At 43.9% G+C, this 24,656-nt stretch carries 29 protein-coding genes and 1 riboswitch; of the genes, 28 read left to right on the forward strand and 1 reads right to left on the reverse strand.

The window, feature by feature from the left end:
- Positions 1–48 precede the first annotated feature (48 nt).
- The 8 genes from SPEA_RS09520 to SPEA_RS09555 all read left to right on the forward strand — a co-directional run bounded on the left by SPEA_RS09520 (position 49) and on the right by SPEA_RS09555 (position 5,516).
- Positions 49–1,191, forward strand: a complete 1,143-nt coding sequence (locus SPEA_RS09520) for a tetratricopeptide repeat protein (RefSeq protein WP_012155058.1) — start codon at positions 49–51, stop codon at positions 1,189–1,191.
- A gap of 292 nt (positions 1,192–1,483) precedes the next feature.
- Positions 1,484–2,035 (forward strand): curlin-associated protein, encoded by a 552-nt coding sequence (locus tag SPEA_RS09525; protein ID WP_012155059.1) that lies wholly within the window; start codon positions 1,484–1,486, stop codon positions 2,033–2,035.
- Positions 2,036–2,148: 113 nt separating this feature from the next.
- The gene (locus SPEA_RS09530; RefSeq protein ID WP_012155060.1) at positions 2,149–2,784 is read left to right on the forward strand and encodes a LuxR C-terminal-related transcriptional regulator; all 636 of its coding nucleotides are present in this window, start codon (positions 2,149–2,151) and stop codon (positions 2,782–2,784) included.
- The gene (locus SPEA_RS09535) at positions 2,781–3,242 is read left to right on the forward strand and encodes a curli production assembly/transport protein CsgE (protein WP_012155061.1); all 462 of its coding nucleotides are present in this window, start codon (positions 2,781–2,783) and stop codon (positions 3,240–3,242) included. The genes SPEA_RS09530 and SPEA_RS09535 overlap by 4 nt, the downstream gene beginning before the upstream one ends.
- Positions 3,243–3,254: 12 nt before the next feature.
- Positions 3,255–3,662, forward strand: coding sequence for a curli assembly protein CsgF (locus SPEA_RS09540; RefSeq protein ID WP_012155062.1), 408 nt, complete (start codon positions 3,255–3,257; stop codon positions 3,660–3,662).
- 2 nt (positions 3,663–3,664) lie between these two features.
- Positions 3,665–4,513: a CsgG/HfaB family protein gene (locus SPEA_RS09545; protein WP_012155063.1), complete on the forward strand. Its 849-nt coding sequence runs from the start codon at positions 3,665–3,667 to the stop codon at positions 4,511–4,513.
- A 202-nt stretch (positions 4,514–4,715) separates the two neighbouring features.
- Positions 4,716–5,054: a hypothetical protein gene (locus SPEA_RS09550; protein ID WP_012155064.1), complete on the forward strand. Its 339-nt coding sequence runs from the start codon at positions 4,716–4,718 to the stop codon at positions 5,052–5,054.
- 132 nt (positions 5,055–5,186) lie between these two features.
- Positions 5,187–5,516 carry a hypothetical protein gene (locus tag SPEA_RS09555; RefSeq protein ID WP_150102218.1) on the forward strand — a complete coding sequence of 110 codons (330 nt, stop codon included), beginning with the start codon at positions 5,187–5,189 and terminating at the stop codon, positions 5,514–5,516.
- A 67-nt stretch (positions 5,517–5,583) separates the two neighbouring features.
- Here the strand turns inward: SPEA_RS09555 and SPEA_RS09560 are convergent, their stop codons facing one another.
- Complete coding sequence (locus tag SPEA_RS09560; protein WP_012155066.1) at positions 5,584–5,997, reverse strand: helix-turn-helix domain-containing protein; 414 nt, start codon at positions 5,995–5,997, stop codon at positions 5,584–5,586.
- A 196-nt stretch (positions 5,998–6,193) separates the two neighbouring features.
- Here SPEA_RS09560 and hinT point away from each other — a divergent pair, with 196 nt between their 5' ends.
- The 20 genes from hinT to SPEA_RS09660 all read left to right on the forward strand — a co-directional run bounded on the left by hinT (position 6,194) and on the right by SPEA_RS09660 (position 24,331).
- Positions 6,194–6,550, forward strand: coding sequence for a purine nucleoside phosphoramidase (hinT, locus tag SPEA_RS09565; RefSeq protein WP_012155067.1), 357 nt, complete (start codon positions 6,194–6,196; stop codon positions 6,548–6,550).
- Positions 6,547–7,053, forward strand: coding sequence for a PaaI family thioesterase (locus tag SPEA_RS09570; RefSeq protein WP_012155068.1), 507 nt, complete (start codon positions 6,547–6,549; stop codon positions 7,051–7,053). The genes hinT and SPEA_RS09570 overlap by 4 nt, the downstream gene beginning before the upstream one ends.
- Complete coding sequence (locus SPEA_RS09575; protein WP_223296609.1) at positions 7,046–7,546, forward strand: PaaI family thioesterase; 501 nt, start codon at positions 7,046–7,048, stop codon at positions 7,544–7,546. Before SPEA_RS09570 ends, SPEA_RS09575 begins: the two co-directional genes overlap by 8 nt.
- 56 nt (positions 7,547–7,602) lie before the next feature.
- Complete coding sequence (locus SPEA_RS09580; protein ID WP_012155070.1) at positions 7,603–7,992, forward strand: YcfL family putative periplasmic lipoprotein; 390 nt, start codon at positions 7,603–7,605, stop codon at positions 7,990–7,992.
- A gap of 125 nt (positions 7,993–8,117) precedes the next feature.
- Positions 8,118–8,248: riboswitch (TPP riboswitch) on the forward strand.
- A 52-nt stretch (positions 8,249–8,300) separates the two neighbouring features.
- Positions 8,301–10,439 carry a TonB-dependent receptor gene (locus tag SPEA_RS09585; protein ID WP_012155071.1) on the forward strand — a complete coding sequence of 713 codons (2,139 nt, stop codon included), beginning with the start codon at positions 8,301–8,303 and terminating at the stop codon, positions 10,437–10,439.
- Between the two features lie 60 nt (positions 10,440–10,499).
- Positions 10,500–10,760: a YkoF family thiamine/hydroxymethylpyrimidine-binding protein gene (locus SPEA_RS09590; protein WP_012155072.1), complete on the forward strand. Its 261-nt coding sequence runs from the start codon at positions 10,500–10,502 to the stop codon at positions 10,758–10,760.
- Between the two features lie 120 nt (positions 10,761–10,880).
- Positions 10,881–11,543 (forward strand): nicotinamide riboside transporter PnuC, encoded by a 663-nt coding sequence (gene pnuC / locus SPEA_RS09595; protein ID WP_012155073.1) that lies wholly within the window; start codon positions 10,881–10,883, stop codon positions 11,541–11,543.
- A complete protein-coding gene (locus SPEA_RS09600; RefSeq protein ID WP_012155074.1) occupies positions 11,544–12,605 on the forward strand; it encodes a phosphotransferase in 1,062 nt (353 codons plus the stop codon).
- A 320-nt stretch (positions 12,606–12,925) separates the two neighbouring features.
- Positions 12,926–13,519 carry an HvfX family Cu-binding RiPP maturation protein gene (locus SPEA_RS09605; protein WP_012155075.1) on the forward strand — a complete coding sequence of 198 codons (594 nt, stop codon included), beginning with the start codon at positions 12,926–12,928 and terminating at the stop codon, positions 13,517–13,519.
- 222 nt (positions 13,520–13,741) lie between these two features.
- Positions 13,742–14,290 (forward strand): NAD(P)H nitroreductase, encoded by a 549-nt coding sequence (locus SPEA_RS09610; RefSeq protein WP_012155076.1) that lies wholly within the window; start codon positions 13,742–13,744, stop codon positions 14,288–14,290.
- A gap of 123 nt (positions 14,291–14,413) precedes the next feature.
- Positions 14,414–15,013, forward strand: coding sequence for a GNAT family N-acetyltransferase (locus SPEA_RS09615; RefSeq protein ID WP_012155077.1), 600 nt, complete (start codon positions 14,414–14,416; stop codon positions 15,011–15,013).
- 213 nt (positions 15,014–15,226) lie between these two features.
- Positions 15,227–15,631, forward strand: a complete 405-nt coding sequence (locus tag SPEA_RS09620; RefSeq protein ID WP_012155078.1) for a hypothetical protein — start codon at positions 15,227–15,229, stop codon at positions 15,629–15,631.
- 272 nt (positions 15,632–15,903) lie between these two features.
- The gene (locus SPEA_RS09625) at positions 15,904–16,293 is read left to right on the forward strand and encodes a hypothetical protein (RefSeq protein ID WP_012155079.1); all 390 of its coding nucleotides are present in this window, start codon (positions 15,904–15,906) and stop codon (positions 16,291–16,293) included.
- A gap of 449 nt (positions 16,294–16,742) precedes the next feature.
- On the forward strand, positions 16,743–17,429 hold the full coding sequence (locus SPEA_RS09630) for an ABC transporter ATP-binding protein (protein ID WP_012155080.1): 687 nt from the start codon (positions 16,743–16,745) through the stop codon (positions 17,427–17,429).
- On the forward strand, positions 17,419–18,510 hold the full coding sequence (locus tag SPEA_RS09635; protein ID WP_012155081.1) for an HlyD family secretion protein: 1,092 nt from the start codon (positions 17,419–17,421) through the stop codon (positions 18,508–18,510). The genes SPEA_RS09630 and SPEA_RS09635 overlap by 11 nt, the downstream gene beginning before the upstream one ends.
- Positions 18,507–19,673, forward strand: a complete 1,167-nt coding sequence (locus SPEA_RS09640; RefSeq protein WP_012155082.1) for an efflux RND transporter periplasmic adaptor subunit — start codon at positions 18,507–18,509, stop codon at positions 19,671–19,673. Before SPEA_RS09635 ends, SPEA_RS09640 begins: the two co-directional genes overlap by 4 nt.
- Before the next feature lie 77 nt (positions 19,674–19,750).
- Positions 19,751–20,959, forward strand: a complete 1,209-nt coding sequence (locus SPEA_RS09645; protein WP_041411422.1) for an efflux RND transporter periplasmic adaptor subunit — start codon at positions 19,751–19,753, stop codon at positions 20,957–20,959.
- Between the two features lie 50 nt (positions 20,960–21,009).
- The gene (locus tag SPEA_RS09650; RefSeq protein ID WP_041411424.1) at positions 21,010–22,269 is read left to right on the forward strand and encodes an ABC transporter permease; all 1,260 of its coding nucleotides are present in this window, start codon (positions 21,010–21,012) and stop codon (positions 22,267–22,269) included.
- Between the two features lie 231 nt (positions 22,270–22,500).
- Positions 22,501–23,169, forward strand: coding sequence for a potassium channel family protein (locus SPEA_RS09655; protein WP_041410907.1), 669 nt, complete (start codon positions 22,501–22,503; stop codon positions 23,167–23,169).
- Positions 23,170–23,179: 10 nt separating this feature from the next.
- Complete coding sequence (locus SPEA_RS09660) at positions 23,180–24,331, forward strand: AI-2E family transporter (protein ID WP_012155086.1); 1,152 nt, start codon at positions 23,180–23,182, stop codon at positions 24,329–24,331.
- Positions 24,332–24,656: the final 325 nt, after the last annotated feature.

Consider the following 24,656-nt stretch of genomic DNA (forward strand, 5'->3'; position numbering starts at 1 on the left):
GCTGTTCGTTTGGCAGTTGCAGTGAGGCGTTTTTAGAAAGGAATCGATATGCGGTTAATCATTATCTGTTTGCTCACCATAATGCTCCAAGGCTGCCAAAGTCGAGCCTCAACACAAGGGCCAACATTGCCACGAATTGACTATCAAGTTAACGCTGCAAAATACTCCATTCCAACACCTGAAGACTTTTATCAATTAACTGATGCGCAAGTGAAGTCAATAAGATCTTTTATTGAACAAGAAAAATTTGCCGAACTTAGCCCCCATAGAAAGGTTTATGCGTTATTAGAATCAAAGTTAGATAATTTTGATTTTCGTGGTGAAAATTTATATGCCAGTGATTCTCTTGACAGTAATAGCGGCAATTGCATGGCATTAGCTATGCTGACTTATGCGATAGCTAAGGAGCTAGATGTTGAGATTAGTTTTCAGGTTATGCATACCATTCCTGTGTTACTTGGAGTGTCAGGCAATATTTCGGTAACTTCAGACCATGTGCGTAGTTTTCTTCATGAACAAGGCCAAGATAAAGATAGTTTTTTAGGACAAACTAACCGGATCCGCATCGATTATTTTCCAGATAAATATGATCGGGGCGGAATGATGATCGATAGTGATGAGTTTTTTGCGATGTTTTATCGTAACCTAGCTGCAGATGCCATTTTGGACAAGCAATTAGAGTTGGCTTATTTACTACTAAATGAAGCGCTTAAATTTAATGATCAATATGGGCCCGCGATCAATATGCAGGCGGTTGTATTACGTCAGCTTGGTGAGCTGGACTCGGCGGAGCAACTGTATCTATATGGCCTTGTTGTGGCGGATGAGAAAATTGATCTACTGAGTAATTATCATTTTTTATTAGTGCATAGTGAGCGTTATCAAGAAGCAGAAAAAATTAAAGCTCAGTTACTCGCATTCGATCATCACAGCCCTTATAAATGGTACTTTCAAGCCCGAGATGCCATGCTTGCTAAAGATTACTCAAGCGCCAAAACTTATCTAAACAAGTTTCTGAAAAATACTCATTATTACCATAAAGCTTATTTTGATCTTGCTCGGGTGGAATATCAGCTAGGCGACACTTTTGCTGCAAAAAAATCCCTTAATAAAGCATTAGCGCTGAGTGCAGAAGCAAAAGATAACGACTTGTATCAAGCAAAGTTAAATTGGCTATCTAAAACAGACTGACCAAAGTATATCTAGTTTGGCCATTTAGTATGATAGTTAATGCTGCACTCAATAGCTCTTTATTACACTTATGATTTGTTTTGGCTTAGTTATTAGTGAATTAAGTGTTTTACCGCTGTTTTGTGTAGATGATAAATACCCGCTAACTTTCTAGTAGTAAAGTCTAGCTGATATGGCTTTTATAGCTATTTGGTTGCTATTTCTTTAATACTTAGGATTGATGCTGAACTTTGGGATTAGCTACATAATGGCCGCGTAATTTTACAAGCTCAGTAACAGGCGGTTGTTAGTCATGGATAGATTAAAGTGTTGGGGCAGGGTTGCGACTCTTCGAGTTAAGCCTTTATTAACCCGAACTGGATTGTTAGCCGCACTAGTTTTTTCTCCATCTATTTTACATGCTCAAGACTTAAGCCAGTTTGATGAGCTTAATAGTTATGACAATCACGCGGTTATATCTCAATACGGAAATAGCTTAAACGCGTCAATCAGTCAGCAGGGGCTTTCTAACCGAGCCATTGTGAGCCAAACAGGATTCTCCACGCAAATCGACGTTAATCAGATTGGTAGCAGTAATCGAGTCACCGCCTTTCAAAGCGGTGCAGAAATAGAAGCGGCTATTCTTCAAAGTGGGTTTAATAATGTTGTCGTCTCTTCTCAGCAAGGTTCCTACCTTAATCTTGATATAGAACAACAGGGGAATGATAACTTAGCCTCTGTCTTGCAAGTGGGTAATGAAAGCTCTGTAACCATTTACCAAAACGGCACAGGCCATGGTGTTTCTGTAATTCAATATGGTCAAGGTCAATCGGCTCAAGTCACGCAGGGTTACATTTCGAACTAGGCTGTTGCCTGTGCGTTGTGTTTGTGTGAATATTTTGATGTTTCTTTCTCGATTAAATATATTACAATAACGGTCACACGGATGGTGATATAGAACAAACACGGAGTGAGTTTATGTTTAAAGTGATACATTGGGTCGTCGTTACCCGTTCGCATCTGTTTGCGGATCTTCTCAATACTCGATGGCCACAAGAGTTTTTGGTCAAACTTCATCGGATCTCTCCTGAACACTTTAATGGTGATCTATTAGAGAGTCGCATTACGATTATTTTAATCGATCTTGCAACTGTCGATGTTCAAACCGCCTATCAGATCCAAAAACGGGTTGAAAAAGGTAGCAACATTGCACGAGTGGTATTTGTGCACTTCCCTAAGCAAGTTGATGCCAAGTTTTTAGTGCAGTCATCTATTACTGCTGGTGTGTTTTATTCTGACGCTTCACTAGAAGCCATTGGAGAAGGCATGGCAGAGATAGTAAAAGGTAAAGTTGTTATTCCTCAGGCCATTATTGAAGCTAACACCAATAAAGATCCTGCCTTAGATAATGTCGATACCCTCACTATCCGTGAGCGAGAAGTGCTACAGGTGCTGCGTAATGGTAGTACCAATATCGATATCGCTAATAGGTTATTTGTCAGCGAAAGCACCATCAAAACCCATCTTTATAGAGCCTTTAGAAAGATTGGAGTCTCTAGCCGAGGACAAGCAATTGCCTGGGCGCAGACTAACCTACATGAAGTGACTCAGTGAAGCGCTTGTATCTAAGCTTACTACTCTTTTTGCAACCCGCAGCAGCAGAGGAGATTGTATTAGATAAGCAGTCTCCTCCTGCAGCTAAAAATACCAGCGATATTCCCCCGAAAGTCGAAACTGACCTGATTGATGGGCTGATCCTTAATAGAGCCATGACCCGTTTTGGCCACAGATTTTACCGTGAGTTTGTCGCGGCTTATCGAGATATCGGAGGCGTAGTTGAGCATTCAGGCCTGACGATAGTTGAGCAAGCCACTGCAAGAAGTGGCAGTAAAATTAGTATATTACATAATAGAAAGCCTATTTATATTACGGTTGTATCACCTGCAAGTCGTAATATTGACGACCAAGCTTTAGCAGCCGCTAGTCGCGTTAATCAAAAATTGAAACAAAATCAGAGGCAAGCAAGCTGGAGCCAATTCCTCGATCCAGATTTAGCTCCAGACGAGTTTTAACAAGGAATGTTCATGAAAATAATAAAAAATGTCGTTATAGGACTAGCTGTTACAGCAGGTGGCGCCCAGGCAACTCAATTGACTTATACCCCCGTCAACCCAAACTTTGGCGGTAGTTACCTCAATGGTTCTTATCTATTATCTAACGCATCGGCGCAAAATAAGCACTCAGGTGGTTCTAGCTATGTTCCGCCTTCGGCACTCGATCGTCTTGCCAGCTCTCTCGAGTCACGCCTGATGAGTCAACTATTTAATGATGCAGCAAATGGCGGTGAAGGATATCTAAGAACCGATGATTTCGAGATCCAAGTCGTGAATGAAGATGGTGCGTTATTGGTACATATTACCGATGTTTTAACCGGTGAAACGACGATTATTGAAGTCGGCGGTATTGTTGATAACAGCACTGGAGAAGGCTAGTCATGAAAAAGCTAATTCCACTTGTATTGTTAACTCTGGTGAGTGCCTGCTCGACCATGAGTGAAATTGAACAGATTACGCCTTCATCTAGTTTGATGCCTAAAAGCGAGACCTACTATGACCTTATCGGTTTACCTGCCCCGCAAGGAAGCATGGTTGCGGCGGTTTATGACTTCAGAGATCAGACGGGTCAGTATAAACCAATTCCTTCTAGTAACTTCTCGACTGCTGTGCCTCAAAGCGGTACTGCATTTTTAGCTCAGGCGCTTAATGACTCTAGCTGGTTTACTCCTGTGGAACGCGAGGGACTACAGAACCTGCTGACAGAACGCAAGATTGTTCGAGCGGGCTTAAAAGGTGATGCGGCGAGTTTGAGTCAGTTAAATTCGGCACAAATTCTGATGGAAGGCGGCATTGTTGCATACGATACCAATATTCGAACGGGTGGGGCTGGTGCACGTTATTTAGGAATTGGTGCATCGGGCCAATTTCGGGTCGACAGCATTACCGTTAACCTCAGAGCGGTCGACATTAGAACTGGCAGGTTACTTAGCAGTGTTACCACGACAAAGTCGGTATTATCTAAGGAGCTGACCGCTGGTGTGTTTAAGTTTATCGATGCTCAAGAGTTATTAGAGTCAGAGATCGGCTATACCTCTAATGAACCTGTCAGCCTGTGTGTTGCACAAGCGATTGAAAGTGCTGTGGTGCATATGATTGCCGATGGGATCTGGAAGCGAGCTTGGAACCTTGCCGATAGCCAAACCGGACTCGAAAATCCTATTTTAAAGAAATATTGGCTAGAAGCGCACTCTGTTGAGCGAGTTCAAGCAAGGTTAGAGCAAGGTTAATATCAACGTACATAGTCGGTTTGTTAGATATTTCATAAGGCACCAATTTGGTGCCTTTGTTATTTCTATCCTAAACCACTTACTTCAGAAAGTGGATTGTATACTATCACTTTAATATTCTGCTACACTATGCGCTAGACAGGTGTCTTTTGCTGGGTTATGATCTGCTTTGATTTAGACACAACTGAGAAGAGAGCTGTTTATGAAATTGATATCGTGTACTGCCATGTTATTTGTATTAAGTGTATTTTCGACTCAGGCGGCCACAGTCGGCTGTGAGCGGGTTGGTGGCATTAAATGCCAGAAAGTGGGTAAATCTTATGGCCGCACTAAGGTGATAGTCGTACCCAAAAATCATCGTCATTATCATGCTTATCACTCTCCTCTGCTAACCGCAATGGGGATGGCTATTATATTAGATGCTGCGGGTAATGCCGTCACAGATAAAGGCAACAAAGTCGTTGTGTTAGGCGAGGGCAATGAAGTAAAGCAGGTTTATGAGAAAGATGGTGTTGTTTATCTTATCAAAGAATTAGGCTGAAACATGACCAGTCAGCGAGTGTTTGAACGACAAATCCCTATAATTGACAGGGGCTTAACTGTTTTAGCTGCAATTATTTGTTTATCGGGCATTGTCTTTATTATCAAAATGGGGGCTTCAGAGCTGAGTGTTATGAACATGATAGTTAGTATGGTCATTGCGCTCACTATCTATTTATTCAAAGTGCTAGTCATTGGTTTGTGCCGGAGTTTATTGACTCTGTCTGAAGATGGGCGAATAACACCAAAGCCTACTATGCCTGCTTCGCAGATAAAGCTTACGCAGAAGAAAGTCTCTAATTTTGGCTTATGTACTTTTTGTAATCAGTTTGAAACTAAAAATACCCTGTCAGGTCGTTATGTCTGCTCTGATTGCTATCAGATCTTTTTAAAAGTTAAGCAGTCATCGAGCCTAATATCTGCAGTACCTCAGGCGATGTCTGGGGGGAAAAAGTGCTCATAATGGCAAAAAAATAGTCGGTATAGACCGACTACTTTCATTCATACAATCGCTACGCACTACTTGTAAACTACTTGTTCATTTCTCGTTCTTTATTCAAGAATTCGAAACCACTCTTTAAGAAGTTGAAGCGCTCTTCATCGGGGAGCGAGCGTACTTGAGTTAGCATCAGACCGAAGGCCGAGTCGATCATTAATCTGTCTGATAACTTTAAGTAACGATAGACGACAGGTCTGAGCACTACCGAAAAATTGCCAGTGAAATCATCAAAGCGCTGCTCTTCGATAGCCAGAGTGTTGTTCACTAGTTCGCGCATACACAGTGCCGCAAGAAGTGCATTTTTATCACTAAATGACTGGTACTGAGCGGCACGAGAGTATCCGGCTCGCTTGTGAACATCTGACATATTCAGTGCGATCATGCCTTTTTCTTGTACTAGTTCTGTGGCCGCATCGAGTAATGCGGTTTCTTTTTCCGTAAGCATTGCAAAATTCCTGCAAATTTTTTTTCATTAGATGTTGTTATCAAGCTAAAGTCAATCACATTGTATAGACAGTTGTTTAAATTTTGTATAGATGGCTTCAAGGCAATTGAATGATTTGCATCGGGTAATCACCATCGCCATCGCTAAATTTTCGAGTATACTATGGCTAGTAATTTCCTTTATTGAGGGCAGAAAAGTGGCCGAAGAAACCATATTTAGCAAAATTATTCGACGTGAAATTCCAGCGGATATCCTGTATCAAGACGATCTTGTTACCGCTTTTAGAGATATCACACCTAAAGCGCCAACCCATGTATTAATTATTCCTAATCATTTGATCCCAACTACAAACGATATCAAGGCATCTGATGAAAAAGCATTAGGGCGTATGATGTCTGTGGCAGCTAAATTGGCACAAGAAGCGGGCATAGCTGAAGATGGCTATCGCTTGATCATGAACTGTAATCAGCACGCTGGACAGGAAGTGTTCCATATCCACATGCATTTACTCGGTGGTCAGCCATTAGGCCCAATGCTGAGCCCTGGTGCATGAGTTTAACTAGTGAGCAGGGCTCATTAACAGGCATGGCGAGCCGGTTCGTTGAGCAGTTGACCCAATGCCGTAAACTTAAACTCAAAGTATTAGAAGCGAGTGGCAAAAAGGTGTTGATGGAGTTGCCTTATGACGCACAACTTGTCGGCTATCCTGATACTGGCGTGATCCATGGTGGGGTGATCACCACCTTAATGGACACTGCAAGTGGTTGCGCCGTGGTGTGCTCTATTTTTGATAAGTTTCAATTATTAGAGATTTCTCCGACACTGGATCTACGTGTCGACTATATGAAGCCAGCCGAGCCCCACAAGCCTGTTTATGGTTTTGCCGAGTGTTATAAATTGTCTTCAAGTGTCGCCTTTACTCGCGCAATTGCTTATCAAGACTCCATTGATAATCCTATTGCTCATGCAGTTGGCTCGTTTATGCGGATCAGTCCTGAGATGGTCGGTGAAGAGTTTCGATTGGCGTTAATGGGAGAAGCTGATGACAATGCATGATGAGCCAAAATCTGCGGTGGGTATAGAGCAAGATGACTCTGCTCATGATGAAACCGGTAAGCTAGATGTAAAAAGCATCGTCAAAAAGGCAAAAGAGCTTAATGACTTCGGCCATTTGCTTGAGCACGTACCCTATGCCAAGTTTATCGGTATGGCGGTGGAGCGTTTTGGCGACGAATTGGTATTTAAGCTGCCAGCCAAAGATGACAACATAGGTAACCCAATATTACCTGCACTTCATGGTGGGGTGATTGCCGGCTTTATGGAGATGTCTGCAATTGTGCAATTAATGGTGTTTATGCAGACGAGCAAGGTACCTAAGGTAGTGGATTTTTCTATCGATTACTTAAGAGCGGGTTACCACAAAGACAGCTTTGCCGAGTGTAAAATTACTCGTCAGGGGCGCCGAGTCGCTAATGTGAATATTAATTGTTGGCAAACCAATCGCAAACATCTTATTGCAACTGCGAGGGCACACTTTTTAATCGATTAATCAAATGTTTAATTGTATAACTCGTATTAGCTATTAGCTCAAAATAGGGGACAATCATGAAAAAGCTTTTATTGGGACTCGTTACCGCTGTGATGATTACGGCGTGCGCTCCACATACTGCTGGCGTTATGGCGGGGTCGAATGGGGAGGTGCGTGTAGATAACAACAGTTTTGGCAAAGAGGTACAAGTTAGCAATATCATGGCGCGTCCCGAAGGTGGTTTTTTACGTGGTACAGGCACCATTGCCAGTCAAGTATCAACCGACTTAAGATTGCAGTATAAGTTTACCTGGTTTGATCTCAATGGCATGACTATTGACGATGAAGGAGTCAGCTGGAAGTCGATTAAGTTACACGGTAAACAGCAGATGCAGGTGAGCGCCGTCGCGCCTAATGCTACAGCCACTCGTTTCGAACTTTATGTTCGCAAAGCATTTTCTAATTAAGATAATGTCAGTGTTAACTTAAGTCACCAACGTAAAAAAACGTCAGCTAAGCTGACGTTTTTTTATGCATAGCGTTCATATTTCTTAAGAAGACTGTCACTGAGTTGTAAATTTCATGTATAATCGCGCTCGCCAAGGGGTGTTAAAGTCTATAAACCGAAAGTTGGATTTATAGATTTTGACTGAGATGTTGAAAAACGAACCCTTTGAACCTGATCCGGCTAATACCGGCGTAGGAATGGGCCACAATTCATTTTCCGATCGCTTCTTTACGTTGCCGGATCTCAAATTTTTAATTTTGAGGTCCTATGTTAACTCTAAAAACTTATTCGCCAGTCGCCCTCGCGATTATTGCTGCTATTTCCTCTCCCAATGCACTTGCTAATGAGCTGGGTTCACCTGTGAGCGATGACATCGAAGTCATGGTGGTCACTTCCGACTTTCGCGGCAGCGCACTCGAAAAAATGCCATCGAGTGTCACAGTTATCGATCAGCAGCAAATTGAAGATGAGGGAGCGCAGCACTTCGAAGATATCCTCAATAATATCGCCAACTTTAACTGGTCTGGTGGTAGCTCTCGGCCTAAGTATTTCCAAATTCGTGGTGTCGGCGAGCAGGAAGAGTACCAAGGCGCACCAAATTCTTCAGTAGGCTTTGTGGTTGATGATATCGATCTGTCTGGTTTAGGCATGGTGTCTAGCATGTATGACTTGCAACAAGTTGAAGTGCTACGAGGGCCTCAGGGGACACGTTATGGGGCTAATGCACTAGCGGGTCTTATCTATCTGAAGAGCAATGATCCAACGGATGTTTTTGAAAATGGGGCAGAGGTGTCATTGGGTGATGACAATCTACAAACCTTCAGTGGTTTCAGCTCTGGTCCGTTAACCGATTCTGGCAATCTGCTTTATCGTGTCTCACTGCAGCAACATCAACAAGATGGCTACCGAGACAATCTTTATCTTGACCGTAGCGACACCAATAACCGCGATGAATTTACCGGCCGCGCAAAACTTCGTTGGTACGCAACCGATGACTTAGCAATTGATTTAACCTTGCTGCATGCCAACTACGACAATGGTTATGACGCCTGGACATTAGACAATAATGGCTTCGATACCTTAACCGATGCTCCGGGTGAGGATAAACAGCGCACTACGGGCTCTTCACTTAAGTTTACCTATACAGGTGCACAGAATTTCGAGCTGACCTCTCTCACATCATTTGCAAATTCTGATACTCGTCATAATTACGATGGTGACTGGGCAAATCCTGATTATTGGGAAAGTCGAGATTGCGGTGGTGTGCCTTGTGAATATGAATATAACTGGGATAAGAAAGGCGAAAGAAAGACTGTAACTCAAGAGTTTAGATTATCTTCTACCGAATCGGGTCGCATTTTTGCCGATAGTACCGACTGGCTAATTGGCGTTTATGGCATGGATCTGCAAGAGGATAACGAAACCATAGACAGTTACAGTCAGTTATCCGCCGAGTATGAGGCGCGAAATTACGCCGTGTTTGCTCAATTAGACTCTGATTTAGGCGCAAGTTATGCACTTTCCGTCGGTCTGCGTGCCGAGCGTAGAGACAGTGATTATAGTGACTCAGCAGGCGACAGTTTTGATCCAAGTGAAACCATGTGGGGCGGCCATATTGCCCTTAGCAAGGCGTTAGCTGAAAACCATGAGTCATACATACGTGTGGCACGTGGCTATAAAGCCGGTGGCTTTAACATGTCGCTACCGATTGAGTTAGCTGACAAGAAAGAATACGACACAGAGATCCTTTACAACTATGAGATAGGTTTGAAGTCTACTTGGCTAGATGGTCAGGCAAGCACTAACTTAGCGCTATTCTATATGGATAGACAAGATCAGCAGGTGGCGGCGTCACAGCAATCAACTGTGCCGGGTGAAGAGGGTAACTTTATTCTGTTTACCGAAAATGCAGGTAGCTCACATAACTATGGGGCTGAATTAGAGGGTAATTGGTACGCGACCGATAACCTGAATTTATACGGCAGTGTCGGCTGGCTTGAAACCGAATATGGTGATTACCAGTACGAAGATAAGTATGGCACCCTGGTTGATCTATCTGGTCGAGAACTTGCGCACTCACCTAACTTTACCTTCAGCCTAGGGGCAACTTACCGTAGTGACAACGGCTGGTTTGCAAACCTTAACACTAGCGGTAAGAGTGATTTTTACTACTCAGACAGTAATGAATCTAAATCTGATGCGTATCAGATTTTTAATGCCAAATTGGGTTACGAGGCTGACATCTGGTCTGTTTACCTGTGGGGGCGTAATTTATTTGATGAAAAATACGGTGTTCGCGGTTTCTACTTCGGTAATGAACCCGATTTAGATTGGGCCGATAAGCAATATATACGTTATGGCGATCCGCGCCAGATTGGTATGACGTTTAACGTTAAGTTTTTGTAAGACAGGATATTTAATCTAAACAACATTGAGCCGCACCCGAGTGCGGCTGAGGTCAATAAAATGAAATTAACAGCAGAAATTAGTTGCTACCCACTACAAGATAACTATTTAGACCCTATTAAGTGGTTTATCGCTCGTGTCGATTCTTACGAGAATATTCAACGTGTTACCAATGCAATGGCCACTCAAGTCGTTGGTGAATACAGCGACGTGATGTCAATGCTCGCTATTGAGATGCAAGCGGCGCATGAAAAGTTTGGTAAAGCTGTGTTCGTATGTAAGTTTATTGGTGGTGAACTAAATTTAAGTCATAGCGAATAACTAATAAGTAAGTGCCAATGAAATGACCATGGATATTCAGTTGGATCTGTGGTCATTTTTATTTTTTGATCGACAACCCTTTTAGGCAAGCCTTTATTGTGCTGAGCAGAGGACATTTCTATGTCAGAATTTTGGCTAACATTAGCCAATAGCGTTACGGCCGCTTTTGGTGAGGCTCAAGCGCTAACGGCGTGGGAGGCGGTGGCAGTATTATTAGCCATGGCTTATCTTATACTGGCAATGAAAGGCAACATCTGGTGTTGGGCTGCAGCCTTTATCAGTACCGCCATCTATACGGTATTATTTTGGAAAGTGTCATTGCTAATGGAGTCTGTCCTTAATGTCTACTATATGGCAATGGCCATATATGGCTATTGGATGTGGAAGCGAGGAGGTAAGGAACATGATGGGGTCAACATCGTTTCATGGAGGCTATCCACTCACCTTAAATTAATCGCTGTGACGACTATAATCGCACTGCTTATTGGTCACTTTATGGCGACGCAAACTCAGGCGGCTTTTCCCTATCTCGACGCCGCGACAACTTGTTTTGCTGTGATGACCACCTATCTGGTTGCTAAGAAAGTCTTAGAAAATTGGATTTACTGGTTTGTTATCGATGCCGTTTCTATCTATTTGTACATCAGTAAAGGCTTGATGTTAACCGCGATTCTTTTTGTGCTCTATATCGGTATGGTGGTGTTTGGCTATATGATGTGGCGCAGTAAGATGAAAGATCAGCAAGCGGCCGATGAGATATCACTCTCTGCAGGCGCGGTATAAATGCATTTCCCTTTAGCAAGCATATTGTCAGCATATCTTGAGCAAGCACAGCTTTCACAAGTCAGTTTGATCGCACCTTTAACCCAAGGGCTGAGTAATCAAAATTACTATATTCGAGGCTTACACCCAAGTAAGCCTCGCGCCGCAGAGTGGGTATTAAGAATTAACAGCTGGGCAAGCTCGCAGATCTGTAATCGTCAGCATGAGGTGCTTAATTGGCAACTGGCGAGTCAGGCTAAACTCGCTCCTCAACTTGTTTATGTTAGTCCTGACAAGCAGTTCTACCTCAGTGAATTTTTTGCTCAAAACGAGCAGCGCTGCTGGAGCGATTTGATTACCGCCAATGCATCACACCCTATAGTCACGATGCAAGAGCTGTGGCCGGGAGCTGAGTACAAGTTGCTAGAGTTACTCAATGGCCTGAAGAAGCTTCCAGCTCCTAACAATGTGATGGGGTTTGATGAGCAGTGGCAGGTTTACCAACGTAGACTTGAGCTGATGCAACAGCAGTTGAGAACACATAAGCTCAAGTCCCTAGAAGTTGAGTCTTGGCTAGATTTACATAGTCAGCTAGTGGCACTAAAACAGCAAGTTGGAGACATGTTAGCAAGGTTAGCCGGTTGTCTGGTTAATCTGCAGTTTAGCCATAGGGACCTGAACCCATATAATATTTTAGTCGTTGAAGATAAGCTCAAATGCATCGATTTCGAATATGCCTGTAGTTCCCACCCCTTGTCTGATTTAGCCTCGGTTATTGCCAGTCATTCGCTGTCGTCAGAGCAGCGCCGCTGGTTAATTGAAAACTACTTAAGTGAGCATCCAAACCTGAATTCAAAGGCGGGTAATGCAGTGCCGGCGGCGGTAGATCTCTATTGGGTCTTCGCTGTGTGCTGGGCACTGCAAATGGCATTCGATTGCTTGGATGGTGATAGTTTAAATAGTAATAGTTTGAATAATGACGGGCTACCCCCTGATGAAGCTATCGCTGTAAGCCGCCCCTCGTGCGCCGATTACTTAACCTATGGGAAGCAGTATCGAGATTTAATCGCCAGCTGCGTTTAATCACTAGCAGAGCGCATTCCTCCATAGCTTTTTTCTTTAAGCACTCCTTTGCTACAACGCAATTTATTTCTAGTAGCGAATAGAAATAGCACATAGAAATAGTACATTAAAAATGCGGCATTGAATTGTCGCTTAGTGCGAATATCTAGCGATGTTCTATGCTAGATAATAGCTTTGCTGTAGAAAGCAGAGTGGCTAAACAATGCGGCCCAAGTTTCAACTCACTGAAAGATAGTTACCCTTTAGAGGGTCTGTATAAACAAGTGCTCTTAAGCATCGCCTTTTAGCTACTTAAGTGATTAATTTGAAGAGGGAATCAAATGCAATTTGTTAATTTATATCAAAAGTTTTTAAGCACGTTAAAGTATGGTGAAGGACTTGCGCCACTTGCGCTACGTCTGTATTTAGCCCCTGTATTGATGCAAGCCGGATATAATAAACTTTCCCACTTTAGTGACTCCGCAGCTTGGTTTGGTAACCCAGACTGGGGACTTGGACTACCGTTTCCAGAGGTGATGGTTGCACTTGCCGCTGGTACAGAGTTTTTTGGTGGTGCCTTGCTGGTGGTAGGTTTGGCGACTCGACTCGTCTCAATTCCTTTAGCCTTCACCATGTTAGTCGCAGCTTTTAGTGTACATATTGAAAATGGCTGGCTGGCGATTGCTGACTCAAGCTCTTGGCTGGCAAATGAGAATGTTCTCGCCTCGGCCGAGAAGTTGCAGCAGGCTAAACAAATTCTACAAGACAATGGTAACTACGAATGGTTAACCAGCTCAGGTAACTTGGTGATCTTAAATAATGGTATTGAGTTTGCCATTACGTATTTGTTTATGCTTTTAGCTCTAGTGTTTATGGGGGGAGGACGTTACACCAGCCTTGATTACTATATCGCTAGGCGCAATGATATTGCCTAGGTGTCACACTAGCGGCTTATGATACTAACGAGATCCCACTGAGTAAGTGGGATTTTTTGTATTATCGGCTCTGGGTTTGCTATTTTTGGTAAATTTAACCTTTGTAAAGTGGTTAAATTTCATAAATATGGGTGGAATATTTTTACCCACTTGATATTCTCGAACACGAATTGTGACCTAAGTCATTCTTTTCTCCTCTGAACGTTTATTAAGGATAATCCGTTGGACGCATTAGAATTATTGTTAACTCGCCAATCTACCCCAAGACTCATCGCACCAGCACCTAATCCACAGCAACTGCAAACTATCTTAGACGCAGCAACTCGTGCACCAGATCATGCGGGTCTGACACCTTGGGAATTTATTATTGCCGAGGAGGATGGCCTAGCTCGACTTGGGGAGGTTTTTGTCAAAGCATTGCAGGCGAAAGGAGCCGATGAAGACTTAATTGCTAAGGCAAAGAATATGCCCCTAAGGGCGCCAATGGTGATTACTGTTGTGGCTAAGGTAATTGAACACCCAAAAGTTCCCGCGCTAGAGCAACAACTTGCAGCAGGATGCGCTGTGATGGCAATGCAACAAGCGGCCTTTGCTCAAGGCTTAGGCGGTATATGGCGTACAGGAGAGTTGGCCTTCGATGCTAACGTGTATCAATTACTTGGGTTACAAAGTACCGATCAAATTGTAGGGTTTCTCTACCTAGGCACTCCAGCGATAAAAGCCCCGACCAAAACACTTAAAGATGGCAAGAGCTTCGCTCGATATTTATAGCGCTTTATCCCGGTTATTGTGATAAAGATAATGGCTAGACGTTGAACTAATTTCATCAAGAATTTGGTTAAAATGAGTCTGTTACCATGCTAGCGTAGAAGAATTATAATTCAGGAGGTTGTGGTGAACGAAGAAGCAAGAGAAACCAGTTTAGTAGGTGAGCATATCGTCCTAGAGCCTTTATCTCTGGAGCATCAAGCTGCGTTAAGTATTGCCGTTGCTGATGGTAATTTATGGGAACTTTGGTACACATCTGCGCCTCATCCAGACGATATGAAGGCCTATATCGAAACGGCGTTAGCGACCGAAACCAGAGGAGAAGCGCTGGCTTTTGCTGTACGTGATCGCTACTCGGGTGAGATTGTGGGCTGCACTCGGATCTGTAACTGGCAGCAGCAACATCGTCGACTAGAAATCGGTTACACTTGGTATTCAAAGAGTGCACAGCGCTCGGCGGTCAACACCGAGGCCAAATTACTGCTGCTGAGTTACGCTTTCGAAACGTTAGATGTAATGGCCGTTGAGTTTAGAACCCATGTTCAGAATCAAGTATCTCGTCAAGCGATATGTCGCTTAGGCGCCAATCAAGACGGTATCCTACGCAACCATCAAATATTAAAAAATGGCACCATCAGAGACACTGTGGTGTATTCAATCATAGATTCTGAATGGCCTGATATAAAGCTGGGGTTAAAAGATAAGTTATCTGCTTATCAGGAATAGCCAATGGTATGGAGCTGTAGCGCAAGAGCTGCCACTGATTCTCTGTATTAAGGACGATTAGTTACAATGGAATGTCATTAAAAAGATGACCAATTCTTCAGCTTTGCACTTGATATTAATTAAAAGCTAAAGTAGAAATGTATGCTGGAAGCTAAATTCAGCATTAACTATTAGCAATTATCAAAGCAACTAAAAAGAAAAGGATAACCTTCAATGTTTGCAAAGATTAACTTAGCACTGATTGTACTGGGTGCCAGCACGCTCGCTTTTAATAGCCAAGCGGGGGAGGCGGAAGACGCCTTTGTTAGTGAGCTTGCCGATTGTGCAGCCTATTACCATATCGCGTCTGATGCGATTTCTGCGATGGATGCTCCCCAAATGGCGGCAGTGGTGGATAGGTTAACACTTTCGGGCGAACAGGCGTCGCAATTGGCGAAGCAATATCAAACTGAAGAGCAGGTCTCAGCCGCGATTATCGCAGCCGAAAAGAAGCACCAATCGACTATGCCTAACGGTAAAAGCTTAGGTCCATTGATGGGTAAATATAAAGAGACTTGTAAGAGTATTCTTGCCCAGCCAGAAAAGCGTCTCGATTATTGGACCATGGTCACCATGTAATACTTTTGGGATGAACGCTTTCCTTGAGCTTCCCTCGAACTGACTTAAGCCAGTTAGTCTAAGTGCTTACTGCAAATGTGAATAGAGTCGCCAAACATCTCGGCTGACTCTATTTTTAACTTAAGTATGATTTTTATACTCACCTTTTAAATCATGGCTTTTAAATGGCATGACTTGTAATAATTCCAGCCAATCCCCTGTCTACTCGCTTAGTTCTAGCTTGCAAGCTATGACTTTTTGAAATCCCATAACCTAGCGCACAGGAGTAACCCATGAACATCTATTTGTTGATCGCAGGACTTCTCGCAGTGCTGACCTCTATTGGTCATTTTACCTATGGTAGAACGCACTTTCTGTTGCCAATGAATGCAGCAGACTTTGACCCAGAAGCCAAGGCCGTTATGCACTGTGTATTTCACTATGTATCGGTATTTCTTGTACTCTCGACTTTGGTTCTGCTCTGCTGCGCTTTCGAAGCCATCTCTCAGATGCAGAGTTTTGGTATTTTGCTGTTTATCGCGCTTAATTTTGGATTATTTGCCATCTGGCAGCTTTATATAGGTTTTATGAGCAGTCTTGAAGCGCCATTTAAGCGATTATTTCAATGGGTATTTTTTGCGCTTGTGGCAGGGTTTACCTTAGCCGGGACTCTGCTGAGTTAGCTAAAACTTTTGGTAGATTAATACCAATTAGAATAAACCACGTAGAGTCCTTCGCCATTTAAATAGTATTGTACAAACAGTGGTTTAAAGCTTTAACTGTAATACATTCACATGAATATTGCTCATGTTAAGATTGGATTACAGGGTAACAACTTGTCTTTTACTGAGCAGCTAGGTAAGTTGAGCAGCCTATTCCAAAAGGATTGGAATTCCCCAAACAAGGACGAGAAGATGCACCGCACCATTATGTTGCCCCTAGACGTTTACTGTATCAGGATTTGATGCCTATTTACTTGTTCCTTTCGAACATTTAATAACAATCGTTGTCCGATAGTTATAATGACGATAATTTACAAATTTTTGCGGATTAACCAGATAGCTATAGCGTTCTTCTCTGTATGATAAGAGCTTGTCTATGATGTTTGCCAATCCAGCCATATGAGCATTTTATGATTAAAGTTCATCAATTAAAAAAAGAATATCCCATGGGAGACAGCTGCGTGAAAGCGCTCAATGGGGTAAGCTTCTCTATCGCGAGAAATGAGTTTGTTGCCATCATGGGGCCATCTGGGTCAGGGAAGTCAACATTAATGAACATCATTGGCTGTCTAGACAAGCCGACGTCGGGTAGCTATAGCCTGAACGAACAAGCGGTGGCCGAGTTAGATGATGATGCCTTGTCTGCTGTACGTAACAAGGAGATTGGTTTTGTGTTTCAAAGCTTCCACTTGTTACCCCGTTTATCTGCTTTGCAAAATGTGTTGTTGCCCTTAAGGTTCTCAGCTTCACCTGTTCAAGATACCGATTATGCCCATGAGTTACTCAAGCGAGTCGGTCTCGATACTCGCCATGATCATAGACCCAATCAGTTATCGGGTGGACAAAGACAGCGTGTGGCCATTGCTCGCTCTTTAGTGAATCGACCTGCAATCCTATTAGCCGATGAGCCCACTGGCGCGCTAGACAGTAAAACCTCGGTCGAGATCATGGCGCTGTTTACTGAGTTACATAAAGCCGGACAAACCATCATCTTAGTGACTCATGAAGAAGAGGTTGCCGCTTATGCCCAGCGTATTATTCGTATGCGCGATGGTGACATCGTCGAGATAGAAGAAAGAGGTGAAAATGCCGCTTAATGTTATAAACACCCCAAAGGTTAAATTTAAGCGGGGCAATAAGTACTTCAATTTCGCGCTTGGCTTTTCCATCGTCTTATTGACCAGTTCAAGTGTCGTAACAGAGGCCGTCGCCAGCACTGAGTCTCAGAGCGTTGCTGCTTTGGCAAATCATGGTTATGCACCAAATGAAGGTGAACTCATGCCTTTACTGCTCACAGGCCAAGTCGCTTCAGTAGTTTCCCAAGCTTTTATTGTACCTAAGGCTGGCGATACCTGGCTTTACCAAATTCAATGGATGGCACCTGAAGGTAGTCTGGTAAAACCTGGTGAAGTGGTGCTTATCTTCGATAAAAGTGAAATTGACAGTCGTATCGAGCAGTTGGAAGGAAGTTTATTAAGGGTGAAAGCCCAGGAGCAAAGCCAATCTATTGAGCTAAATGCACAGTTATTACAAGCAGAGTTTGAGTTGAAACAAGCTAAATTAGAGCTTGAGAAGGCCGTACTCGATGCCTCTGTTCCCGCCGATTTCATTGCCGCTAAAGATTATGCCGATTTTCAGTTTAATAAATTGAAAGCCGAGTCTGAATTGTCAAAGAAGCATCAAGCATTAGCCGAAATTCAAGATAAGCGTAAGGCGTCATTGTCACAGCTCTCAATCGATAAACAGCGTGCAGAGCTAGAGCTTGCTCAGGCGCTATTAGGGCTTGAGCAACTAGAAATTCGCGCCGATATTGCCGGGCCAGTACTTTATTCAAGAGATCCATGGACAGATAAGAAATATGCCGTAGGAGACAATGCCAGAATAGGCAGGCAAGTGGTGACGATCCCTGCGTTAAACAATCTCGAAATTATCGCTTGGGTAAATGAGGTGGATGTAGATCGTATTAAACTGGGAGAACCTGTACGCCTAAGGCTTGATTCTCAAACTCAAGTTACGCTCAGTGGTAATGTTGCCGACGTTAGCCGTCAGGCTAAGAAGCAGCCTGCATGGGGGAACAGCAACTGGTTTAGAGTATCGATAAAATTTAAGGTCGACAAGCGAGTGGAGATTATTCCAGGTATGAGCGTGTTAGTTGAAGCAGGAGTGACCCCCTCATGAAGTTGACCCTAATTAGTGGATTCGTGTTTGGCGCACTATTAACCGGTTGCTCAGACACGGTTACCACCCAAGTCGAGTCAGGTATTCTAGAACAGCAGATTGAAGTAACAGGAGAGTTGGTTTCGGCTAATACCGTGAACCTAAAGCCGCCAGCTCTGCGCCGCGTCTGGCAATATCAAGTGAAGATGTTGGCTCCAGAAGGCAGTGAGGTTAACAAGGGGGATAGAGTCGCGCAGCTAGATACCTCTAACTTGAGCCAAAGGCTATCGGTCAAGGCGGCTGAATTAGAGACAACGATTCAGGATATCGAAACCTCGAAGCTTAGAAATGCTAAGAAACTTGAGGAGCTCAAACTTGAGCTGGCCGAAGCTAAGATGAATCAAGAGAAGAGTCAGATGAAAGTCGACATTTCAGATGAAACCGTTTCGGCTATCGATGAACAGAAATACTTAAGAGATGCCGTTATCGCCAAAGATCGCGTCAAACTCATTAATCAAAAAATTGAGCTTGAGCTCAAAGGTGCCGAACAGCGAATGAAAATGCTGGCAGGCGACCAACAAAAGTTTGCCGCCGAAGTGTCCACTCTAGAGAAAGGGATTAAGTCGATGACACTTATTGCGCCCCGAGCTGGCATGGTGGTTTACGGCAACGACCAGCAGGGCAACAAGGTGGCCGAAGGCCAAAATATCTTTGTTGGTGACTCTGTATTAAGTATTCCGGATCTGCAACATATGCAGGTCAATATGACCATTCCTGAGGTAGAAGCTGGGCGGGTTAAGATTGGTCAAAAACTCAAAATTCGTCTCGATGCTAACCCAGAGAAGAGCTTTAATGGTGAAATCACCGAACTTGGCGCCGTATTTAGGGTGAAGAATCAAGATGTGCCCTTGGTGATTTTTGATGCTGTCGCTAGCATTAGCGAGCCTGATACCGAGCTGATGCGCCCAGGGATGACGGCGAAAATTAGCATAGATATTGCCAATAACAGTCCTGAATTATTATTGGCTCTCGATGCCGTGCATTATGAGCGCGGTAAGGCTTATGTCTTACTCCCGGGGATATTTAATGACACTAAGCAGTACGTCGGCCTTGGTTCTATGGGCAAGGAGCGTGTAGCGATTACCTCCGGATTAAAAGAGGGTGAGGAGGTATTACTGCCATGATAACAACACAGAGCAAAACTACTAGTGAATTAAAAAGCCGAACAGATTTCACGATAACGGAGCAAAAGCCTAACCTGGTGCGCACTGTACTGTTAACCAGTGTATTGGCCGCCGCTGCGCTCGGCCTAACTGCTTGTGGTGATTCAGGGAGTGCTGGCGTATTAACCGTTGAAGTGAATCGATCTGATTTTAAGGTGGATATCCCTGCATCGGGCGAGCTAGAGGCCAGTAATTCGACCACCATCAATGTGCCTACAGGCCTTCGTGGACCACAATCTCTCGCCTGGATTATCGATAATTTCAGTGACGTTAAAGCGGGGGATGTCGTCGCTAAAATGGATTCGACCCGAGAGAGTTTTCGTTTGGAGATGGAACAGCTCGATTACGACCGTTTAGGTTTAGATAGCCAAATCCAAACGCAAAAAGACAAGACTATAGATAAGAGTTTAAACACAGACACTAAAGTGACTGCACAGGAACAAGATTTAGCCGATCGCTTTTTCAGTGAAGATGAACGGGTTTATACCAGAATCGATATTATCGATCAGATGCGAAACCAAGATTATCTCGAAGCTAAGATGGAGTTCTATGATTGGGGCTTAAGCCAGCATGGCTCTCAAGCGCAAGCGGAGCAAGAGCTGATAAAGCTGAAGCAGAAAGGTCATAAGGCTAAGATGAATCGCTACTCCAATAATTTAAAACAGATGGAGATAGTTGCGCCCCATGACGGTTTATTTGTGTCGCAAGCGGGTTGGAATGGCGCCTTGCCTGTTGCGGGAGACATGATGTGGTCGGGGGTGACCATTGGCTTACTCCCCGATACTTCAAAGATGCAGGCCAAACTGTATGTTCTAGAATCTGAGGCCCTAGGTTTAGCCATTGATAAGCCCGTTACCTTATATCTCGATGCTTATCCAGAATTGCCGATAACAGGCACGCTGACTCAACTCGATGCACTGGCAAAAGCGAAAGAGCAAGACAGTCCAGTTAACTATTTCCAGATCACGGTAACGCTCGATAAAACCTTAGAAGAGATCATGCAGCCTGGGCGGCAAGTTAATGCAATGGTGCATGCTTTGGATCTTAATGATGTGATTACTGTGCCTAATCAGGCGTTATTTCAAAAGTCTGGAGAGTATTGGGTCTACATCAAGACATCAGCAGGCTTTGCTAAGCGTAGCGTTAAATTAGGTAACCGCAGCTTAAATAGAACGGTTGTTACTGAAGGATTAGAGCAAGGCGATACCATCGCGCTGACCACACCGCCGAAGAGGAATCGAGTATGACCGCCAATAGAGCGCCGGTGAAGCTAGAAGCACAGTTCAACAAGGGCTCAATGAGTCCGTCTCGTCTACCTACCTCAGTATATTGGGAAGGAATTAAGCAAGCTTTTGACGAGATGCGGCATCATAAACTCCGTACGTCATTAACCTTACTGGGGATGATATTCGGCGTAGGCGCAGTTATTGCTATGCTTAGTGTGGGTGAGGGGGCTGAGCGTGAAGCGCTTAAGATGATTGAATCTATGGGAGTGAAAAACCTAGTCGTCAATGCTCGCAGCGCCGAAGGCGATGCACTTAAGTCGATACGAGAGCACAGCATCGGTCTCAGTATTAGAGACGTAGAAAGTGCTCGTGATACCTTGCCATTTATAGACAATTGGAGCGCTGAGAAAAACGTAAAAGTGTTCAGCTTGTTTAGCTTAAAAGGCCGCAGCGACGCACAAGTCGTAGGTGTGACGCCAAGTTATTTTGACTTGAGTTCTTTACCTTTGGGAGAGGGACGAACGTTCAATGACAAGGATGAAGACTATTATCAACAAGTCGCGGTACTCGGCCCTGAGGCTGCTAGGAGCTTATTCCCTCAAGGCAGTGCCATTGGTAATTTGGTTAAGGTTAATCATCAGTGGTTTACCGTTGTTGGCGTGTTGTCAGAAAAAGAGAGCAGCAAGTCTAGCATTCAAGGAGTAAAGCTTGGCGGCGAGCGTAATCAAGTGTTTATTCCTTTGACCACAGCGCTCAAAAAAATGCAGTTTAACAGTTTAGAGAGTGAGCTCGATGCATTTAAATTGGCATTGGCCGACGGTGTAGAGCCCTCGCTTGCAGCAAAAAGCTTACAGCATCTGCTAAATCGACGTCATGGCGGTGAAAAAGACTTTGATGTGGTGGTGCCTGCCGACTTACTGGCCCAGCACCAAAAAACCCAGCAGATCTTCAACATTGTAATGGCCTGTGTCGCTGGGATTTCATTATTGGTTGGCGGGATCGGCATCATGAACATCATGTTAGCGACGATTTTAGAACGTACCGGTGAAATTGGTTTGCTCAGGGCTCTGGGGGCAAAGCGTAAGGATATTGCCCGTCAATTCTTGATTGAGAGCATCGCGATATCGGCCACAGGTGGCATCATAGGTATTGGTGTCGGATTGCTATTGGCCTTGATTATCTCCTCAGCTGCAGGCTGGCCTGTAGCATGGTCACCCTTTGCCATCTTGTTGGCCCTTGGAGTTTGTATGACAATCGGTGTGGGATTTGGTCTGTATCCTGCCAACAAAGCCGCCAAACTTGACCCGATAGTGGCTCTGCAACGGGACTAGTGGTTGCGTACTATTAAAATAACCCGCGATAACCTCGCGGGTTATTTTTTGTCTTTTTTGAGTAATCTTCTTTTGAAAAAGGCTGACGAAGTTGTTTAGTATTTAGTTGGTTGTAAACATGTTAAAACGGTGAGCGTAAAATGCTAAACTAAGCTATTGTATTAGAAGCATTCGCTAAACCACTTCGCTCAATTTATTGCTGAGTAAAGATAACGGCTAAGGAATTGCCAGTTGACTGATAAAAGAATTAATAAACAGAATAATTTTTACTATATGACCAGTGCACTGGTGGTGCTGTTATTGAGTGCCTCCTTGGTTAGATCTGTGGCTGACGGAATATTGGAGTCCTTTCTTGAGGGGATCATAACCCTCACTTTTTTAGTTTGTATTGTTAGCTTAAAGGTCGATACAAACTGGAAGCGCTTCATGTCAGGCCTTATCTTTGTCTGGCTGTTGACGGCTATCGTAAAGCGGTTTGTTACCATTCCCCATATCGACCTCTTTATGCTGGCCTTAATGTTCGCTTTTTTTTGGGGCACCTTTAACTCTATCGCTCGGCAAATACTTTTCACGGGTTCAGTTAACGGTAACAAAGTCGTTGGCTCGATAGCACTTTTTCTGCTTCTTGGACTCATGTGGTCCTTGGTTTATCTGTTGATTTTAGCGTTATCGCCGGGAGCATTTTCAGGTATCGAACATAGCGCGTGGGGGCAAAATTTTTCGCAAATGGCGTATTTTAGCTTCGTCACGTTGACGACATTAGGTTACGGCGATATCAGTCCTAATACGCCTTTTGCCCAAGTCGCAGTATATATGGAGGCCATTGCCGGAGTGTTTTACATGGCAATTGTCGTTGCAAGTTTGGTGAGCGCAGGATTGGCTCAAAAAGACACCCAATAGGAACGTTAATATGGAAAACCCAATGCAACATACTCAAAGTAAATTGTTCGTCAATAATATGATGGAATCGGCGATTCGAATAGGCTTGCTGTTTATGCTGCTTGTTTGGACCTTCGATATCATCAAACCCTTCGTGATCCCAGTGCTTTGGGGGGCGATTATTGCCGTTGCATTGATGCCGATGACTCAAAAACTTGAGCGGGCGCTTAAAGGGCGCAGAGGGCTTGCTGCTACCATACTGGCCTTAGCAGGGATTATCTTACTTATCGCACCATTCTGGATTGTTTCAAGTTCAATCTTCGATGGGGTCTCTCATATAGTCGCAGTGATGCAGGCTGGCGATATTAAAATCCCTGGACCGACTCAAAGAGTGGCTGATATTCCATTAATTGGCGATAAACTCTTTGACGCATGGGCATTGTTTGCCACTAACCTTGAAAAAGCTGTGCTGCATTTTCTACCGCAAATTAAGACCGGAGTTAGCGCGGCGGCAGGAATGCTCGGTAGTAGTCTAGGTACCTTAGTGATGTTTATTATTTCACTGGCTATCGCGGGGGGCTTTATGGCTCATGCCGAGAAGTCATCGGCAGCTGTGAGCACAGTAGCAGTGAGAGTGGTCGGTAAAAATGGAGAGGAATGGACCAGTTTGACCGCGGCAACCATTCGCAGCGTGTTGCTCGGTGTTGTCGGGGTGGCATTCATTCAATCTTTGTTGATAGGCTCAGCGTTATTTACTTTTAGTATTCCAGCTGCTGGTATATTTACCTTTATCGTGTTTATTCTGGGGATTGCTCAACTGCCGCCATTATTGGTGGTATTACCGATTATCTTCTATGTGTTCTCGACTCAAGACTCAACGCCAGCCACTATATTTACCGTATGGGTATTGATCGCAGGCGTTTCAGACAGTTTCTTAAAGCCTATGCTGATGGGGCGCGGAGTCGATGTGCCAATGCCTGTCATTCTTATCGGTGCGATAGGAGGCATGATTGCCGCGGGCATTATCGGTTTATTCTTAGGCGCAGTGATATTGGCGATTTGGTATGAGCTATTTACGACTTGGCTAAATATGGAAGAGGCGCAATTGGCGAGTGCTAAAGAGGCCGACGGGGCGGAAGATAAGCATGTTACTGCGCCAGAGCAGAGCGGAAAAGATGCTTAATTAATTTAATCGTTAGCTACTTTCAATGAAAATAGGCGCCACAGAGCGCCCATTTCATTTTTAGCCCTAAACCACCTACTTCAGTAGGTGGTTATCATCAATTAGGCTTTGCCTGAAATATAACAAATGAAAGTTATGGAGTAGGCTATGTTTAATGGCTTATTAGCACGCCGACTTTTGTTTAAAGAAAAAGTGTCCATGGAGGCTCACTTATCGCATTCCTGCTATACACGGTTTATAAGCTTATTTAAACATATCCACGTTAGATTCAGTGATAAAGTTAAGCTTTGCTAGAAGTGCAGTGCAAGCTTCTAAATCAGGGCCA

It is taken from the genome of Shewanella pealeana ATCC 700345, assembly GCF_000018285.1.
Lineage (GTDB): Bacteria > Pseudomonadota > Gammaproteobacteria > Enterobacterales > Shewanellaceae > Shewanella > Shewanella pealeana.

Bases quoted from the DNA above. Each gene is read 5' to 3' on its own strand.
- SPEA_RS09520 (WP_012155058.1), top strand. From the start codon at position 49: ATGCGGTTAATCATTATCTGTTTGCTCACCATAATGCTCCAAGGCTGC.
- SPEA_RS09525 (WP_012155059.1), top strand. From the start codon at position 1,484: ATGGATAGATTAAAGTGTTGGGGCAGGGTTGCGACTCTTCGAGTTAAG.
- SPEA_RS09530 (WP_012155060.1), top strand. From the start codon at position 2,149: ATGTTTAAAGTGATACATTGGGTCGTCGTTACCCGTTCGCATCTGTTT.
- SPEA_RS09540 (WP_012155062.1), top strand. From the start codon at position 3,255: ATGAAAATAATAAAAAATGTCGTTATAGGACTAGCTGTTACAGCAGGT.
- SPEA_RS09545 (WP_012155063.1), top strand. From the start codon at position 3,665: ATGAAAAAGCTAATTCCACTTGTATTGTTAACTCTGGTGAGTGCCTGC.
- SPEA_RS09550 (WP_012155064.1), top strand. From the start codon at position 4,716: ATGAAATTGATATCGTGTACTGCCATGTTATTTGTATTAAGTGTATTT.
- SPEA_RS09555 (WP_150102218.1), top strand. From the start codon at position 5,187: ATGAACATGATAGTTAGTATGGTCATTGCGCTCACTATCTATTTATTC.
- SPEA_RS09560 (WP_012155066.1), bottom strand. From the start codon at position 5,997: ATGCTTACGGAAAAAGAAACCGCATTACTCGATGCGGCCACAGAACTA.
- SPEA_RS09570 (WP_012155068.1), top strand. From the start codon at position 6,547: ATGAGTTTAACTAGTGAGCAGGGCTCATTAACAGGCATGGCGAGCCGG.
- SPEA_RS09575 (WP_223296609.1), top strand. From the start codon at position 7,046: ATGCATGATGAGCCAAAATCTGCGGTGGGTATAGAGCAAGATGACTCT.
- SPEA_RS09580 (WP_012155070.1), top strand. From the start codon at position 7,603: ATGAAAAAGCTTTTATTGGGACTCGTTACCGCTGTGATGATTACGGCG.
- SPEA_RS09585 (WP_012155071.1), top strand. From the start codon at position 8,301: ATGTTAACTCTAAAAACTTATTCGCCAGTCGCCCTCGCGATTATTGCT.
- SPEA_RS09590 (WP_012155072.1), top strand. From the start codon at position 10,500: ATGAAATTAACAGCAGAAATTAGTTGCTACCCACTACAAGATAACTAT.
- pnuC (WP_012155073.1), top strand. From the start codon at position 10,881: ATGTCAGAATTTTGGCTAACATTAGCCAATAGCGTTACGGCCGCTTTT.
- SPEA_RS09600 (WP_012155074.1), top strand. From the start codon at position 11,544: ATGCATTTCCCTTTAGCAAGCATATTGTCAGCATATCTTGAGCAAGCA.
- SPEA_RS09605 (WP_012155075.1), top strand. From the start codon at position 12,926: ATGCAATTTGTTAATTTATATCAAAAGTTTTTAAGCACGTTAAAGTAT.
- SPEA_RS09620 (WP_012155078.1), top strand. From the start codon at position 15,227: ATGTTTGCAAAGATTAACTTAGCACTGATTGTACTGGGTGCCAGCACG.
- SPEA_RS09625 (WP_012155079.1), top strand. From the start codon at position 15,904: ATGAACATCTATTTGTTGATCGCAGGACTTCTCGCAGTGCTGACCTCT.
- SPEA_RS09630 (WP_012155080.1), top strand. From the start codon at position 16,743: ATGATTAAAGTTCATCAATTAAAAAAAGAATATCCCATGGGAGACAGC.
- SPEA_RS09635 (WP_012155081.1), top strand. From the start codon at position 17,419: ATGCCGCTTAATGTTATAAACACCCCAAAGGTTAAATTTAAGCGGGGC.
- SPEA_RS09640 (WP_012155082.1), top strand. From the start codon at position 18,507: ATGAAGTTGACCCTAATTAGTGGATTCGTGTTTGGCGCACTATTAACC.
- SPEA_RS09650 (WP_041411424.1), top strand. From the start codon at position 21,010: ATGAGTCCGTCTCGTCTACCTACCTCAGTATATTGGGAAGGAATTAAG.
- SPEA_RS09660 (WP_012155086.1), top strand. From the start codon at position 23,180: ATGGAAAACCCAATGCAACATACTCAAAGTAAATTGTTCGTCAATAAT.